This window comes from Acidimicrobiales bacterium (assembly GCA_041394265.1).
Classification (GTDB): Bacteria; Actinomycetota; Acidimicrobiia; order Acidimicrobiales; family SZUA-35; genus JBBQUN01.
This window is the reverse complement of sequence record JAWKIO010000006.1, coordinates 410,580-428,747: the sequence shown is the minus strand read 5'-3', so window position 1 is coordinate 428,747 and position 18,168 is coordinate 410,580. Positions and strand designations below refer to the sequence as shown.

Below are 18,168 nucleotides of genomic sequence, written 5' to 3'. Positions count from 1 at the left end.
CGGTCGGCAACGCCGCTCGATCCGACAATCGCACACACACCACCCAAGGACGGGAGGTCACCAAGATGTTCCAGGGATGGATCACACAGTTCATCGAGCCAGTTGGCGACGACGCCATCGAGCGCTGGGCCGCGCTGATGCTGCCCATCACACTCGCCACACTTGCCGTCTACGGCGCACGCCTGCTGGCGCCCGCCGGCAACGCCGCTCGGTCTGCTGTCGTGGCGTTCGATCGGCACCGCCTCGGCGACCGGCGATTCAGCTCGTCACGGTTGTGGTTCTCGGCGTTCGCCGCCCAGTCGGCGGCGGCCGTCGGCATCGAGACCCATCTCGAAGGGGACGACGTCCTCGATCTCGAACTGATTGCGATCCAGGAGACGATGCTTCGCTCCACCCAGCCACTCACGCTCGACGAGGATCTCGAGGCGCTGGAGTGGCTCACCGGACACTTCCGTCGGGAGATGTTGGAGGAGGAGTGCGAGTCGGACGATCGTCCGGCGCTGTCGTCGTGCTGGATCGCCTTCGGATCGATCACCCAGACGGCCTCCCTGCTCCGCTCCCGCTCGACCGTCGAGCTCCGGATGGTCAATGCGGCCGATCTCGGCCAGGAGGCCTTCGTCACGGCGACCTGGTCCGGTCGCCGGGGACGCATCGGCCGCCATCGTCGTCCGATCGTCGGACTGGTGCGCCAGAGCGACCCCGCACTCCTCGGTGATTGCGTGGGGCGAATCCCGCTGTCGGGACAACCGACGGATACCCCTGACGGCCGGCATCGCTTCCGTAGCTACGGTGCCACGCGTGCCGGTGACACCACTCATGATCTGGCGCTCCTCGATGACGCTTCGCACGGACTGGGCCAACGGTTGCTCGACAGTGCCCACGACGCCGAGGTGGACGGTCCGCTCACCGATCGGTTCGTGAGCGTCGTGCAAGCTGCTCGGCTCGGCATCACCGATACCTGGGGCGATCACTGGTGGACGACGGCACCCCACCTCGACCTGGGTGCCCAGTCGCAGGCCGAGGTGCGCTGTCAGCTCTTCACCGACGCCGAGCCGCTGCGCCTACGGGAGCCCCGCGTCGCCGACCGCGACACCACCGAAGCCTGGACTTAGCCGTTCGGTCGCTGCCGTTCGCTCGCTGCGCTCGCTCTCTTCCGGAGTTGCTTGCTTCGCGGCGCAACATCCCAGCGCTGGGTTCCGGAGTTGCTTGCTTCGCGGCGCAACATCCCAGCCGTACCCAATGGGGAAGTGGGCGTTGGCTCTCTACGCTTGACGGGTGCTTTCGGTCTCGGGTTTGTCCAAGTCACACGGTGCGCGTGTGCTGTTCTCCAACGTCGGCTTCCGGCTCATGCCCGGCCGTCGTGTGGCGCTCGTCGGCGGCAATGGCGTCGGCAAGACCACGATGCTCGAGATCATCGTCGGGCTGCAGGAGGCCGACGCCGGCGAGGTGTCCCAGCCCAAGGATTGCCAGATCGGCTACCTGCCCCAGGAGCTCACCGAGTCCTGGTCGGAATCCGTCTTCAAAGAGGTCATGGCCGGGGCCGGGGAGGTGCTGGAGCTCGAGGAGCGACTCCACGAGCTGACCGTCACCATCGCCGAAACCACCGGTGACGCCCACGACGACGCGCTCGAGGCGTACGGTCGCCTCCAGAGCCAGTTCGAACAGATCGGCGGCTATCAGACCGAGGCCGACGCCCGTCGCATCCTCGGCGGACTGGGCTTCACCGCCGACGACATGGATCGTCCACTGGCGGAACTGTCCGGTGGCTGGCAGATGCGCGCCGCCCTCGCCCGGTTGTTGCTCCAGAAGCCTGACGTGCTGGTGCTCGACGAGCCGACCAACCACCTCGACGTCGACTCGGTGCTCTGGCTCGAACAGCAGCTCGTTGCCTGGCAGGGTGCCCTGCTCTTCGTGTCGCATGACCGCGACTTCATCGATGCGGTGGCCGACCGGGTGATCGAGGTCGCCTGGCAGGGCGCCACCGAATACGTCGGCGGCTTCGCCGAGTTCGTCGTCCAACGTGAGGATCGCATCCGTCAGGCTGAGGCGGCAGCCGCCAACCAGGCTCGCAAGGTCGCCCAGGCCGAGAAGTTCATCGAGCGGTTCCGCTACAAGGCCACCAAGGCCCGCCAGGTCCAGTCGCGGATCAAGGCACTCGAACGGCTCGAGACGATCGAGGCACCCAAGATCGAAGAGCTCAAGCTCAAGTTCGCCTTCCCCGAGCCGCCACGATCGTCACGCGTCGTGGTCGAGATGGAGGGCGCGACACTTGGCTATGACGACGGCGTTCCGGTCCTGACCGACGTCGATCTCGTGATAGAGCGGGGCGACAAGATCGCCCTGATCGGCCCCAACGGCGCCGGGAAGTCGACCCTCCTCAAGGCGATCCTCGGCGACCTCGACCCGCTCGACGGTGCGGTCAAGATCGGCGCGAACGTCGACATCGCCTACTTCGCCCAGCACCAGGTCGACGCCCTCGATCTCGACAAGACCGTCGAGCAGGAGTTCCGTCACAAGGTCGGCGCGCAACCCAAGCAACGCAATCTTCGCACCGTGCTCGGCTCGTTCGGCTTCTCGGGGGACGCGGTCGACCGCAGAGTCGGCGAACTCTCCGGCGGCGAACGCACGCGACTCGCCCTGGCCGAGACCATGTGCAACCCGGTCAACCTCCTCGTGCTCGACGAGCCGACGAACCATCTCGACCTCCCGAGCTGTGACGTGCTCGAGGACGCCCTGGCTGCCTATCCCGGCACCGTGCTGCTGGTCAGCCACGACCGCCACCTCATCCGCAACGTGGTCGAGGCGGTGGTCGAGGTCAGAGACGGCAAGGCCACGCAGTATCTCGACGTCGAAGAACACGTCCTCAACCCGGCGCAGCCGGTGCAGGGCACGGCGAAGCCGACCGGGTCGTCGTCGGCGCGGCCAACCGAGCGCAAGGCAACCCACCAGCGCAAGGAGGATCGCCGCATCGCCGCCGAGGATCGTCAGGCCAAGAGCCGGGCCACGCGTGAGCTGCGCAAGCGGGTGGAGCGCCTCGAGCGCCAGGCCCAGCGAGCCGAAGACGTGGCAAGCGGGCTGGCCAACCAGCTCGCCGATCCCGAGGTGTACGACGACAGCGAACGGCTCAAGCAGCTGATCGCCACGCACGCGACGGCGCAGGAGAAGGCGACCGAGCTGCTCGAGCAGTGGGAACAGGCGGCACTCGAACTGGCCGACGCCGAGGGCTGACGCTCGCTGCCAACCGTCTCTGCCGACCGCGTACAGCGGTCGGATCGGGCACGGGCGCTCACAATCGTCAGGGGACAGCCGACGAGGGGTCTGACACGCGTGCGACGACGCGTGCACCCTGATCTGCGGAGACATCGTGTCACGTCCTTCGAATCCTGTACTGCGAGCGGGCAAACGGCTGCGCTCACCTCGACTGCTGGCGGTGGTCGCCACGATGGGCGTGCTGAGCGGCGCCGTGCCGGGATCCGCTCCGCTGCTGTCGCCAACGCCGGCGGCCGCAGCACCGGCCGACAACTTCACCCTGGCAAAGACCGACGACGTCGGCGGCGAGGCACTGATCGGCGAGAACATCACGTTCACGCTGACTGCCACCGGGACACAGACCTCGAACGCTGCGCTGTACAACCTGTCGTTCCGGGACGTGCTGCCCGTGGGGGTCGACTACGTGTCGGCCTCGCCGTCGCCGACTGCCGTGCTCGCCGACGTTCCGAATCCGGGCGAGACCACCGTCATCTGGGAGAACGTCGCTGATCTCCCCGCCGACTCGCAAGCCCACGTCTCGCTCACCGTCGACACCAACCCCGACTTCACGGGCGGAAACTCCGGCTCGTCGACCGTGCCCGTGGGTTCGACCATCCTCAACTCCGCCGAGGCGGTCGCCAGCCTCGACGCGTTCACCGTTCCCGACTGGAGCCCGGCGACGGGTGACTTCACCGGCGACTTCGACGGCAACGCAACGGCGACCGACAGCGTCGACGTGGTGCCGTTCCGAGTGACCAAGACCGGTCCGGGCGAACTGCTCCGCGGCGTGCACGCCAACGGGTTCGACAGTGCGTCGGGCACCACCGGCGGCCTCTACACCGTGCAGATCGAGAACAACCCGGACTATCCGATCGACGCAGTGACCCTGCAGGACGTCCTCGACCCGGGCCTCGAGTTCCTCGGGTGCGACAACTACTACGTTGCCGACAACACCACGCTGGGGGAGGAGTGGGTCGGTTCGGGGCCGGTCGCCACCGGCTCGAACTGTGCCCCGACGGCACTGGGTACCCCGACCAGCGTCGACACCGGCGCCGGTGGTGAGACGATCGTCGACTGGACGATCGGCAACCTGACCCCGGGCCAGATCGTCACCGTGCAGTATCAGGCCGGCATCCCGCTGTTCGAGAACCGGCCGTTCGCCACCAGCCCGCCCTCGGCGGCGGGCCTGAACCAGGGCCGCAACCTCGACAACAACACCGGTCCCTCGACCGGTGAGCCCGATCGGACGACCATCCCCGACCCCGAACTCCTGACCGCACCCGAGCAGCAGCTCGACAATGTGGCCACGGCGTCGGGTACCTACGTGCCGACGGGCGCGACCGGTACCGACAGCGACACGCACACGACCGAGTCCGAGGACCTCGTCATCGTCAAGTCCTCGGCCGGTTCCCTCAGCCAGGGGACGATCGTCAACACCACGCTCACCGTCACCACGTCGGAGTATCGCGACTTCAGCGACCTCGTCGTGCGCGACCTGATGCCGTCGGCCCTGTGCTTCCTCGGGACCTACAACGCGGATGTGACCGCGGCGTCGTCGGATTGGGACTCGAACGACTGCCCGGGCCAGGGCACCGTGGCGTCCACGATCAACGGGGTCCCGGTCGACGTGGCCCGGGTCCGAGAGCTTCCCGACGGCGGCCCGTATGGCACCGGCCGGTTCGAACTGGTGTGGGACTTTGCCGACGCCGACAACGCCGTGCTGAACAATCTCGACGCCGACGGCACGCTGACCATCACCTACGCCAGCGTCGTACGCAGCCACTACCGGGGCGCGTATGCGTCGCTGCCGGGTGAACCGGTGCTCGCCGGCGACACGGTGACGAACGTGGCCGAGGTCTCTGGGCCCGACACGGTCGCCGACGCCTCGCTCGCTGCCGACCCGGTTGACCCTGACGGCGGCATCGATGGCGACACCACCTCGGCGGGCCTCGCCAACGCGCTGCCGTCGCTCGACAAGCGGGTGTCGGTGAAGACCGGCCCGCTGGCCAACGGGGCGTCGGTCACCTCGGCGACCTGTGCGACCGACTACAACACGATCACCTGGTCCGACGGCAACCCGGCGGAGCCCGGCTACGGCCCCGGCGACATCGTCTGCTTCGAATTGGGGGCATCGTTCCCGTCGAACGTCGACTACGAGGGTGTCGCCATCTCCGACCTGTTGCCTCCGGGATACGCCTACATCGACGGTTCGGCCACTCGTGTCGCGTCGATCGACACGCTGGCCTCGACGACCGTCGCGTCGAGCTCGGCCTCGCAGGTCGTGTTCGACGTCAGCGGGGGCAACGTGGACGCCAGCGGCAACGAGTTCCGCTGGACCATCGCCGCCGAGCTGACCGACAACACCGCCGGTCAGGCCTACGACATCAACGCCAACCTGCAGAAGATGGTCCACAACGACAACGGGGGCCTCGTCTACCAGCTGCGTGACCAGGCCGCTGCGGTCTGGACCGAGCCTGAGGTGCGTTTGGCCAAGGGTGTCAACGACGTCAACAACGGCGCCGCCAACGGACCCGATTTCGACGGGTCGATCGGTGGCGGCTCGACCTCGACCCAGGTCCGGATCGGCGACGTCGTGACCTTCCGGGTCGACGTGTGGAACCAGGGCAACATCGACGCCACCGCCACCGAAGTCCGCGACTTGCTTCCCACCGACTTCAGCTGCACCGACGTTTCGTCGATCTCGAACGGCGGCACATGTTCGGCCGGCTTGATCACCTGGACGGGCCTCACCGTCCCGGAGGCGACCACGATGGGCGCCGGTCTCACGCTCACCTACGACCTCTCACTGCCCAGCAACGTCACGGCCGGCGACAATTGGACCAACACCGCTGGTGTCGCCGCCTACCAGGGTGCGACGAACCAGTCCGGCACCTTCGACTACTTCCCGTCGAACACCGTCGCCGCGCTCCGCGTGAGCGGCAGCGAGAACACCGATGCCGCCCAGGACGCAGCGTTCCTCGATTCGCCCGATCCGGTGATCACCAAGACGCAGGCCACCGGTATCACCGAGAGCGGCAATGCTGCTGCCAACCGGGCGACGATCGGCGAGATCATCCGCTACGAGGTGACGGCCACGATCCCCGATGGCACCCGCGTCTACGACGGCGTCATCACCGACACCCTCCCGACGGGCATCGTGTGGCACGACGGTCCAGGGTTGTTCGGCGGTGCCGTCTCGACCCTCAGTCCGACCGCCACGTCGACGACCGGGAGTGCCGCGCTCGCCGGCAACGCCGTCACCCATAGCGGCGGGGTCGTGACCTACACCCTTCCCACGCCCTACACCAACGCCTCGGGATCGGGCGACGACCAGGTCACCATCACCTTCTACGGCCGGGTGACCGACGTGCCGGGCAACATCGCCAGCCCGGCGACACGGTTGCGCAACCGGGCGCAGTTCAACTGGCGTGACGCCGCCGGCGTTGCGAACCCTCAGCTCCAGTCCGGGGTGGTCGACTCGTACGTCGTCGAACCCAACCCGCAGATCGCCAAGACGCACACCAGCCCGGTCGGCCTCAACGCCAGCCCCGGGGCGACCGTGACCTATCAGGTCGCGGTCAGCAATCCGTTCGGGCCGACCAACGTCTCGCCTGCCCACGACCTCACGGTCGTCGACACCGTGCCGGCCGGCATGACCCCATTGGGTGCCGGCAGCGTGCCGGTCACCTCCAACGGTGACCTCGTGCCGTCGACCGGTGTCAGCCCCGCAGGCTCGTTCGACGGCGTGTGGTCACAGACCAATCGCACCATCACCTGGGTCCCGACGGCGTGGACCGCCGGTCTGAACCGACTCGATCCGGGCGCAACCTCGACCTTCACCTATGCGGTGGCCGTCGACGAGCCGGCCGTGTCGTCGTCGAGCCTCACGAACACCGCAAGCCTGACCGCCTACACCCTCGATCAGGACCTGACGCCGACACTCGATCCGAACGCAGCGAACGCACGCTCGTACGCTCGTAGCGACACCGACACGATTGCCGTGCCGCTCGCCTCGATCGTGAAGGACATCGAGCCGTTCAACGATCTCGACCCCACCGACGACCGCCCGAACGCCAACGTGGGTGAACCGGTCGACTACGAGGTCACCATGACCTTGCCGGCGAACACCATCGCCTACGACACCACACTGTTCGACGAACTGCCGTCCCGCCTCGACTTCGACTCGTTCAACTCGATCACTGCTTCGGCGTCGTGTGAGGTCTTGAACTCGGGCACCGGGCTCACGACCGGCGTCAGCCTCAACACCGGCGACGTCGAGACGTTCAACGACGTCGGTGGCGTCACCGGCCGCACGGCCTGGTTCCTCGGCGATCTCTACGCCAACACCGACTGTGAGATCACGGTCGGCTACACCGCCCACGTCAACGACTCGGCAGTCGCCGGTGATTCGATCACCAACGACGCGGTCCTGCTGTGGAACGGCAGCGAACAGATCGGCCAGTCGCCGGCCTCGATGCCGGTCGGCTACGACGATCCGAACTCGGTGTCGTGGGATGTGACCTCGTCTGCCGACTCGGAGACCTTCACGGTCATCGAGCCGGGCATCCGAATCGACAAGGACGTGGCCAACACCGACGGGTCGCCGCTGGCCAATCCGGCCTGCGACATCACGCCGGGCAACGTTGGCGACGGCGACGGCACCGGCGCCAACGGGTGCGATACCGAGGCCGGAACCACGCTGCGCTACGACGTGACCATCACGGCCACCGGAACGAGCCCGTCGCACGACATCACCGTCGTCGACACCGTTCCCGTCGGGCTGCAGCCGCTCGACGCTCCCGCTGGGTCGCCGGTGACCACCACCGGTGGCACCGTCCTCGGCTCGTCTGGTAGCACCGGTGTCTGGAACGACACCAACCGGACGATCACGTGGACCGTCGCCGGTCCGCTGTCGACGGCTGCGACCGCCGCCTTCGACTACGACGCGACGGTTGCCGCTTCCGACGATCTCGATCGGGGCGAGGACTTGACGAACGTGGCCGGGGTATCGACCTACTACGCCTTCTCGAGTGCCGATCGGGCGCAGATCGTCCTCGACAATCCGGCGAACAACGACATCATCACCTACGGCAACGACCCCAGCGCCACCCGCGGTGGCGTCGCCCTCGATGCCGTGACGGTCGAGGTCCACTTCCCCACGCTCACCGTCGACAAGGCGCCGGGCACCGGCCAGGACGTCAACGACGTTCGCCTCGACCAGCCGTTCACCTGGACGGTGACGATCACCAACACCGACCCGGTCGCCTCGGCCTTCAACGTCGATGCCACCGACATCCTTCCCGAGGGCTGGACCTACGACCTCGGCTCGGCGTCGGTCGTCACGCCGTATGGCACGACCTCCGTTGATCCGTCGTGTTCGGCCGACACCGGGCTGTGCAACGATGCGGCCTCGCTGAACGTGGAGACGCTGTCGTGGACCGACCTCGTGGCCGGAGCGGCCCAACCGCTGGCCCCGGGACAGTCGATCGTCATCACGATGACCGCAACGCCGCAGTCGGCTGCGCTCGTGTCGAGCTCGCCGGTCGCCCTGGCCCACACCGGCCCCACCAACCCGCACACCAACGCCGTGTCGGTGATCGGCGAGGACGCCAGCGGCTCGACGAGCTGCTGCGACCCCGACGGTCCTGGTGGCGCACCGGCACCGACCTACAGCGCAAGCGACACCGACGTGGTGCACATTGCCCGGGTCGACATCGCCGTCGACAAGTCGATCACACCAGTCGAAGTCGACGCCGACGCGACGAACGGGCCGTACTGGTTCGGTTCGTACGTGAACTACACCGTGGTGGTGGACAACGCCGGTCCCGATGGCGCCACCAACGTGTCGCTCAGCGACGTGCTCGACCCGGCGGCGTTGGCCTTCGACTCGGTCGTTCTCGTCACGCAGGGCTCGTTCGACTCGGGCACCAACATTTGGACCGTCGGCTCGATCGCCAATGGCGGCTCGGCAACCCTCACGTTGCGGACCCGACTGGTCGGTCTCGGCTCGGTGACCAACATCGCGCAGGCCGCAGCGGTCGATCAGTACGACGATGACTCCACTCCGGGTAATGACGCCCCGCTCGAGGATGACCAGGACTCGGTCACGATCGAGGTGGTGCCGACGAGTCTCGGCGACTTCGTCTGGCTCGACCTCGACGGCGACGGTGTTCAAGATCCGAGCGAGCCCGGCATCCCGAACGTGGGTGTCGACATCACCTGGAACGACCCGGCCACCGGTGCTCCGCAGAGCTACTCGACCGTGACCGGAGCGGATGGCTCCTACGGCGTGCCGACTTCGGCGGGCCTGCCGTCGAACATGCCAATCACGGTCACCATCGACTCGGCCTCACCGAATCTTGTTGGCCTGACCGAGAGCTACGACCGTGACGCCACGCTCGATGGCACGTCGGTCGAGCAGATCACGACCGCCGACAGCGTGCTGCCGTCCGGTCCGATCGCCGACCTGGCGTTCGACTTCGGCTACACGCCAGACGGCACCCAGCAGCTCGGCAACAAGGTGTGGTGGGACGAGGACAACTCCACCGACGCCTCCGACGGTGTCGGCGAGCACGGACTGCCCGGCATCGACATCACGGCGACCTGGGCCGGTTGGGACGACGTCCTCGGCAACGCCGACGACATCAACTTCCTCACCACCACCGACGCCACCGGCAACTACCTCTTCCCGACCCTTCCGGTCGGTGAGTATCGGGTGACGCTCGATGCGAGCGATCTGCCCAGTGGCCTCGACGTCGCCACCTACGACCTGACTGGTCTGGCGACGGCGCACGTGGCCGACGTGACCCTCGATCCGTCCGAGCTCCAGCTCGACGTGGACTTCTCCTACACCGGTGCCGGCCGCCTCGGTGACACGGTGTGGTTCGACCACGATGGCGACGGTGTGATCGATGCCGGCGAGCCCGGTCTCGGCGGTGTCACCGTTCGTGCCACCTGGGACGGTCCCAACGGCATCGCCGGCGACGGCGACGACATGGTGCTCACCACCTCGACCGCGGCTGACGGTACGTACGGCTTCGCCAATCTGCCGAACGGCCAGTTCACCGTCACGGTCGACTCGACGACCCTGCCCGGCAACATGGCCCCGACATTCGATGCCGATGGGATCGGGACGGCGCATGTGTCGATCACGAACCTGACCACACTCGCCAACGTCGACCTCGGACAGGACTTCGGCTACCGCGGTCTTGGCTCGATCGGTGACACGGTGTTCTTCGACATCGATGGCACCGAGACCGACGGCAGCCTCGACGCCGGTGATGCGCCGCTGCCCGGTATCGGCGTGACCGTGGTGTGGGCCGGTGCGAACGGCACGTTCGGCGACAGCGACGACTTCACCGCCACGCTCACCACGCAGAGCGCAGGTGACTACCTCCTGACCGGTCTGCCCCACGGCTCGTACACGGTCACCGTCGACGACACCGACCTCCCGACCGGTCTCACGGCGACCACCTACGACGCCGACGGCATCGGCACGGCCAGCGTGTCGGCCACCGTGCTCGACGCCACGACGCCCGACGATCTCACCCAGGACTTCACCTACACCGGCGAGACCGATGGCCGGATCGGCGACACCGTGTGGTTCGACCATGACGGTGACGGCGTGCAAGCGGGAACGGCCGAGGTCGGTTTCTCCGGCGTGACCGTGACCCTCGTCTGGTTCGGACCCGACGACACCCTGGGTGGTGGCGACGACGTCACGCAGACGACCGTCACCGCCGCCGACGGCACCTACCTGTTCGACCATCTTCCCGATGGCGTGTTCACCGTGACCGTCGACTCGGCGACGTTGCCGGCCGGTCTCGTGGCCACCTTCGACGCCGACGGTGTCGGGACGCTCGACACGTCCACCGTCACGCTGTCGACAGTGTCTCGCACCCGCCTCGATCAGGACTTCGGCTATCGAGGTGTCGGCTCGCTCGGCGACCTCGTGTGGTTCGACATCGACGGCTCCGCAACGGCGACCCCTGATGGCGGCGAGCCCGGCATCGACGGGGCCGACGTGACCGTGACGTGGACGAACCCGCAGGGCAGCGACGTGATGATCACCACGACGACGGCCTCCGGTGGCACCTATCTGGTGCCGAACCTGCCCGACGGCTCGTATTCGGTCGTCGTCGACCCGGGCACCCTGCCGGGTGGACTCGTGGCGACCTTCGACGCCGACGGTGTCGGCTCGGCTCATGCCTCGGTGGTTTCGCTGGACGCGACCACACCTGATCGTCTCGACCAGGACTTCGCCTACACCGGCGTCGGCTCCCTCGGCGACACCGTTTGGTTCGACGAGAACGCCGATGGCGCCGCCGATCCTGCCGGCAGCGGCGTCTTCGATGGTCAGGACGAGCCCCTGGCCGGGATCGACATCGTGGTCACGTTCGGTGGCTTCGATGGGGTCCTCGGTGACGATGCCGGCACGTTGGCCGACGAGAGCGCCGACGATCTGGTCTACAACGCCACCACCGATGCCAATGGCGAGTGGCTCGTCGCCGGTTTGCCGTATGGCCCCTACTCGGTCGACGTGGTGGCAGCGACCCTGCCGAGCGGCGTGACCGTTGCGACCTTCGACGCCGACGGTGTCGGCTCGGTCCACGTGTCGACGACCGCACTCGACGGGGCGACCCCTGATCGTCTCGATCAGGACTTCTCGTACACCGGCGCCGGTTCCGTGGGCGACACGGTCTGGTTCGATCGTGACGGCGACGGCGTGTTCGACAGCGACGAGGTCGCCCTCGGTGGCATCGACGTGACGCTCACCTACACCGGGCCCGACGGTTCGTTGGTCACGGTGGTCGACACCACCGACACCAACGGGCAGTACGGCTTCGCCAACCTGCCGTTCGACACGGCGCTGACGATCACGGTCGACAACGCCGATCTGCCGGCCGGGTTCGTCCCGACCCACGATGCCGACGGCACGTCCACACCGCACGTGTCGATCACGACGCTGACCGCCACGACCCCCGACGACCTCGAGCAGGACTTCGGGTACAACGGCGCCGGCTCGATCGGCGACACGGTCTGGCTCGATCGTGACCACTCGGGCACCCCGGTGCTCGACTCGACCGACGTTGGTCTGCCCAATGTCGACGTGACGATCGTGTGGACCAACCCGACCAGCGGTAACGATCTGTCGGTCACCGTCACGACCGACGCCGACGGCAACTACCTGCTCGACGGGCTGCCCCACGGGGACTACACCGTGACCGTGGTGACCGCCACGCTCCCGAATGGGGTCGAGGCGACCTTCGACGCCGACGGCATCGGCACGGTCGACACGTCGAGCACAACGCTCGACGCCACGACGCCCGACGATCTCGATCAGGACTTCTCCTATGCCGGGACCGGCTCGCTCGGCGACACGGTCTGGCGTGACGACAACGGCGACGGGGTCATCGACCCCGGCGAGCCGCTGCTCGGGAACGTCGAGGTCCGGTTGCGCGGCGTCGATCCGATCACGGGGCTCGTGTTCACCGAGATCGTCGACACCTCAGCCGACGGCACCTACGGCTTCGAGTTCCTGCCCGCCGCCGACTACACGGTGACGATCGTGACCTCGACGCTGCCTGCCGGCTCGGCACCGACCTTCGACTTCGACGGCACCACCACCGCCAACGAAATCGACGTCACGATCGGTGACGGTGAGGACCAGCCCGACATCGACTTCGGCTACCGCATCGAGGCCGATCTCCGGATCGACAAGCGCCACCTCGGTGACTTCACGATCGACGAGTCGAACACGTGGACCATCGAGGTCACCAACGCCGGGCCCGGCATCGCCGCCGCCCCGGTTCGGGTCACCGACGTGCTCCCCGAAGGCGTCACCTTCGAGCGTGCCGGTGGTACCGACTGGGAGTGTGGCATCGTCGGTCGCACGGTCACCTGTGACTACGTCGACTCGACCGGTTCGCCCATCGCGATGGCGGTCGGCTCGGTCACGACGCTCGACATCGACGTCGTCGCCGACCTGGGCGCCGTGCCCTCGATCACCAACTCGGCATCGGTGAGCTCGCCGACCCTCGATCCGAACGAGCTGAACAACACCGACGACGACCCGACCGATGTGCCCCTCTCGGTGCTCGACGTCGACAAGTCGCTCGTCGGCAAGCTCGAGCCGGGGAAGACGGCGGTGTACCGCCTGGTCGTGACCAACCAGGGGCCGTCGGCCACTCGGGGCCCGATCACCGTGGTCGACGATCTGCCGCCATCGCTGAGCTATGTGTCGGCCAGCACCACTGCCGCTGGTGCAGGTTGCACCTCAGCCGCCGGCATCGTGACCTGCACCAACCCCAATGTGCTCGGTATCGATGACCAGTGGACGGTCGACCTGACCGTGAAGGTCGCCGCCACGGCGACCGGCACGATCGTCAACGACGCCGCGGTGTCGGGTGGCAACCTCGTCAACGGTGTTCCGCTGTCACCGACGTTGATCGAGGGCATCTACGACCAGCTGGCGGTGCCGGGCAGCGCCCTCGCCGATCAGCTGGGCGTGCCGGCCACGACCACCAGCACCGAAGGAGCGAGCGCTCCGGTGTCGACCGGCGGCATCCTCGCCTTCACCGGTTCCAGCACCCTCAACATGGTGATCTGGGCGCTCATGCTCCTCGGCACCGGCACCGGGTTGCTGCTCCTGGTCATCCGTCGCCGCCGCCCACTCCTCCCCGAATAGCCACTCTCCGGCAGGGCGTGGGCTCGGCTGCGCCGAGGCGGTACTTCTCGTTCCGCCAGAGCAACCTCGCTTCGCTCGGGCTCTGGCAACTTTGGAGAGTTCGCACCGCTCAGCGGTGTCAACTCGCCAAAGTTGCCGGGGAGAGAGGCGGGCTCTGGCGGTTATCGATCGAGGTTCAGGGCGTTGTTGATCAGGCCGAGGTGGCTGTAGGCCTGCGGGAGGTTGCCGAGGGCTCGTCGGCTGGCCGGGTCGTACTGCTCGGTGAGGAGCCCGGTGCCGCCGGTGAGGGCGCAGAGTTCGCCGAACAACTCGATGGCCTCGTCTCGCCGGCCGACGAGGTCGAGCGAGTCGATCAGCCACGAGGTCATGAGGTGGAAACCGCCCTCGCGCCCCGGGAGCCCGTCGTCTTCGAGATAGCGATAGACCGTGTTGCCGTTGCGGAGTTCACGCTCGACGGTGTTGACAGTCGAGACGAAGCGCGGGTCGTCGGGCGGGAGCAAACCACTCAGGCCGACAGCGAGTACCGAGGCGTCGAGGTCGTCACCGTCGTAGGCCGCAGTGAACGTGCCCCGATCGGGCTTCCATCCGTGCGTGAGGATGTCGGTGGCGATCTCGGCCCGCAGATCGACCCACGCCGCCGGTTCCCGATCGAGGAACTGGTCGGCGATCGAGATGGCCCGGTCGACCGACACCCAGCACATGACCTTGGAGTACACGTGATGTCTCGGGGGCTTGCGGATCTCCCAGATGCCGTGGTCGGGCTCGGTCCAGCGTCGCGACACGGCGAGCACCATCGATTCGACGAGACGCCAGTGCTCCGACGAGAGCGCCTCGCCCCGTGACAGCAGGGTGTGCACGAGATCGACGATCGGGCCGAAGACGTCGAGTTGGACCTGCCCCTCGGCGGCGTTGCCCACCCGGACCGGGCGGGACCCGCCGTAGCCCGGGAGTTCGGTGATCTCGGCCTCGGGTGGAAGGTGGCGGCCGGTGACGTTGTAGAGCGGGGCCAGGCGCTCGGGGTCGGAGCGGGTCGACAAGATGTTGAGCACCCAGTCGAGGAACGCCATGCCTTCGACGTGGGACCCGAGGCGGGCGAGGGCCGAGGCCGTGAGCGATGCGTGGCGCAGCCAGCAGTAGCGGAAGTCCCAGTTGCGGACGCCGCCGAGGTGCTCGGGCAGGCTCATCGTCGCGGCAGCGACGATGGCGCCCGTCGGGCCGTGGCAGAGACCCTTCAGGGTGAGTGCGCTGCGGCCGACGAGCTCGCGCTCGATGCCCGGGAGCTCGAGCTGGGAGAGCCACGAGCGCCAGAAACGCTCGGTCTCGTCGCGTCGATCGGGTTCGGTCCGAGAGTCCTCGCGCAAGGTGCCGGTGCCGGCGCGAAGCTCGAGGGCGACCGGACCGTTCGACAGATCGGCAACGCCGACCGCAGTGACATTGTGGCCGTCGGGCATCAGGGTCCATTCGACCCCGGGGGAGCGGAGCACCATGAGGTCGGCAGTGCCCATGACGGCGACGCCGTCGTCGCGGATTTCGAGCCGTGTCGGGAAACGACCGAAGTCGAGCCTCGGTGCGAACTCGATGCGGGCCGTGCCGCCGCTGCCGCTAGCGGACGCTTCGAGCACTCGGAGCAGATCGGAGCGGCCGGCGAGGCGTTGTGAGCGGTCGTTGGAGACGTCGAGGTAGTCGGTGAGGGTGAACCCGTTGAACCTGGACTCGGCGATCATGGAGCCCGAGACATACCGCTGGTCGATCGGGCCGTCGCCGTTGGCGTCGGTGATGGCGAAGTATCCGGCCGAAGGGCCGCCCAGCAGTTCGGCGAAGACGGCGGCCGAATCGATGCGCGGAGCACACAACCAGCTGATCCTCGCCGTCGGCGAGATGATCGCTGCCGTGCGCAGGTCGGACAGCATCGTGTGTTCCTCGAGCGGCACGAGTCCCGAGCCTCGCAGCCAGTCGGAGCGGAGCTCGCCGAGGAGCGCCAGGATCTGCGCAACGGTCTCGATGTCGTGGACCCGGAAGCCGGCGGCGGTCTTGCCCTCGCCGACCTTGATACCGACATCGGGCCCGGCGAGGGTGCGGAAGGCGTCTTCGTCGGTGACGTCGTCGCCGACGAAGACCACGGCGCTGGCGCCCACCTGTGATCGGATCGTGTCGAGCGCCCAACCCTTGTTGGTTTGGATCACCGACATCTCGACCACGTCGCGGCCGTTACGAGTGCTGATACCGGGCAGACCGGCGGGACCGCGGACGACCTCGGCCCGTGCGGCATCGGCCACCTCCGGCGGGAGGCCGCGGAAGTGCAGGACGACGCCGGTGGGCTTGCCTTCGACCCGGGCGCCGTGGCGAGCGCCGATTGCCTGCACCGCCTCGGTGATCTGGCGACGACGCTCGATCAGCTCGTCGGAGAGTTCGGCGCTGAACCCGAGGTCGAACTCGCTGCCGTGGCTGCCGACGAGGCGGATCTCCTCGGGAAAGCGTGACAGCGTGGCGAGGTCGCGGAGGCTGCGACCGCTGATGACAGCAACGTGCGTGTTGGCTTGCTCAGCCAGTGCCCGGACCGCAGCCACCGAATTGCGATGCGGAAACGCCTGCATCGGATCATCGGTGAGTTCGGCCATCGTGCCGTCGTAGTCGCACGCCACCAGCAGATTCGGCACACGAGCCAGCTGGCGGATGCGCTCGCCCAGCTCACCGAGGCTGTCGGTCGTCATGGGCCAAAACCTATCGAAAGAATCCTGCCACCACCCGGACCTCCGCAGCCTTCGGGCGACCCGACCTCGAGTGGTTCGCTCGGTACCATCGGCGGACTACAGCGCACCCGCTTCGCCGCCGATACTGACCTCGTCATGAACGTTCCCGCACCACCTTCATCGCCTCCGCCCACCGCGGGGCGCGTGCCCGAAGGGGCACGACTGGCGCTCGCTGCCGTTGCTGCGGCCGCACTCGTGTTGGTCGCCCTGGTCGCCGTCACGGGTCGGCGGTTCGGAACCAGTGACGCCGAGGCGGCGACGGGAGGACTCACCTCGTCGGCCGAGGGCACCGCTTCGCCCGAGTCGAACGATGACGGCGACGAGACCACGGCCGGGACGCCAGTCGACGGCTGTCCTGAGGGCACGATCATCGAGGTCTGCGACGCCGTGGCGTTCATCGAGGAGTTCAAGGGCGGTCGCCCGTTCAAGACCTTCCCGACCGTCAACTTCATCGACGAGGCGGCGTTCGACGAGTTCCTGCTCGCCGACTTCGCCGATGCCGAGGAGGATCTGCGAAACAGCGGCGACTCGCTGCGGTCGCTCGGGCTCATCGAACCCGACGTCGACCTCGCCGACGCGCTGCGGACCACGCTCGAGCTGGGGGTGGTGGGCGCCTACAACACCGAGACCGGGGAGCTCAACGTCAACGGCACCGAGGTGAACCTCTACACCCAGATGGTGATGGTGCACGAGCTGACGCATGCCTGGGACGACCAGTACTTCGAATTGTCCCGACCGGAGTACGACCTGAGCGACGACGAAATCGGCAGTGGCTTCCTCCACGTGGTGGAGGGCAGTGCGACGCTCGTCGAACAGGCGTGGCGGGCCAGCCTGACGCCTGCCGAACAGTCCGAGCTCGACGCACTCGAACTGGGGGCGATCGCTCCCGAAGACCTGGACCTGTTGTTCACGGTGCCGATGTTCGTCCTCCAGCTACAGATCTCGCCCTACACCGATGGGGCGTCGTTCGTGCAGGCGATCTACGACGCCGGCGGCATCGACGCGGTCGACGCTCTCTTCGACTCGCCACCGACCACCACCGAGCAGGTGTTCCACCTCGATGCCTACGACAGCGGCGAACCGGCGTTGCCGGTTGCCGAGGACTCGCCGAGCGGTGACGCGTTCGATCGCGGGGTCCTGGGCGAGGTCACGTTCAACCTCTGGTTCGGCCCCGAGGTCGGCGACGGCTGGGGTGGCGACCGCTACGTGAGTTGGCGCTCGGCCGGGCAGGTCTGCACCGCCGTCACCGTTACCGGCGACACCGAGGCCGACACCGCCGAGTTCGGGACCGCCTTCGACGACTGGGCGGCCGCCGCCCCCGCCGGTTCGAAGCGCACGGTGACCGAATCCGACGGCATCGTCACCGCCACCGGCTGCCTCTGACCCAGCCGTCCCCACCAATCGAAATGGGACAAAACCGACCGTTCGTGGTCGGTTTCGTCCCATTTGGGCCGGATCGATCGGGTGGAGTCCGCCGCTGTC

At 67.6% G+C, this 18,168-nt stretch carries 5 protein-coding genes; 4 read left to right on the top strand and 1 reads right to left on the bottom strand.

The window, feature by feature from the left end; genetic code table 11:
* Window positions 1-65: 65 nt before the first annotated feature.
* The 3 genes from R2733_26215 to R2733_26205 all read left to right on the top strand — a co-directional run bounded on the left by R2733_26215 (window position 66) and on the right by R2733_26205 (window position 13,936).
* The gene (locus R2733_26215; protein MEZ5380017.1) at window positions 66-1,112 is read left to right on the top strand and encodes a hypothetical protein; all 1,047 of its coding nucleotides are present in this window, start codon (window positions 66-68) and stop codon (window positions 1,110-1,112) included.
* Between the two features lie 205 nt (window positions 1,113-1,317).
* A complete protein-coding gene (locus tag R2733_26210) occupies window positions 1,318-3,228 on the top strand; it encodes an ABC-F family ATP-binding cassette domain-containing protein (protein MEZ5380016.1) in 1,911 nt (636 codons plus the stop codon).
* 136 nt (window positions 3,229-3,364) lie between these two features.
* Window positions 3,365-13,936: an SdrD B-like domain-containing protein gene (locus R2733_26205; GenBank protein ID MEZ5380015.1), complete on the top strand. Its 10,572-nt coding sequence runs from the start codon at window positions 3,365-3,367 to the stop codon at window positions 13,934-13,936.
* Between the two features lie 161 nt (window positions 13,937-14,097).
* On the opposite strand, the gene otsB is transcribed toward R2733_26205, so the two are convergent.
* Window positions 14,098-16,647 (bottom strand): trehalose-phosphatase, encoded by a 2,550-nt coding sequence (gene otsB / locus R2733_26200; protein ID MEZ5380014.1) that lies wholly within the window; start codon window positions 16,645-16,647, stop codon window positions 14,098-14,100.
* A gap of 135 nt (window positions 16,648-16,782) precedes the next feature.
* Here otsB and R2733_26195 point away from each other — a divergent pair, with 135 nt between their 5' ends.
* On the top strand, window positions 16,783-18,069 hold the full coding sequence (locus R2733_26195) for a hypothetical protein (protein ID MEZ5380013.1): 1,287 nt from the start codon (window positions 16,783-16,785) through the stop codon (window positions 18,067-18,069).
* Window positions 18,070-18,168 lie beyond the last annotated feature (99 nt).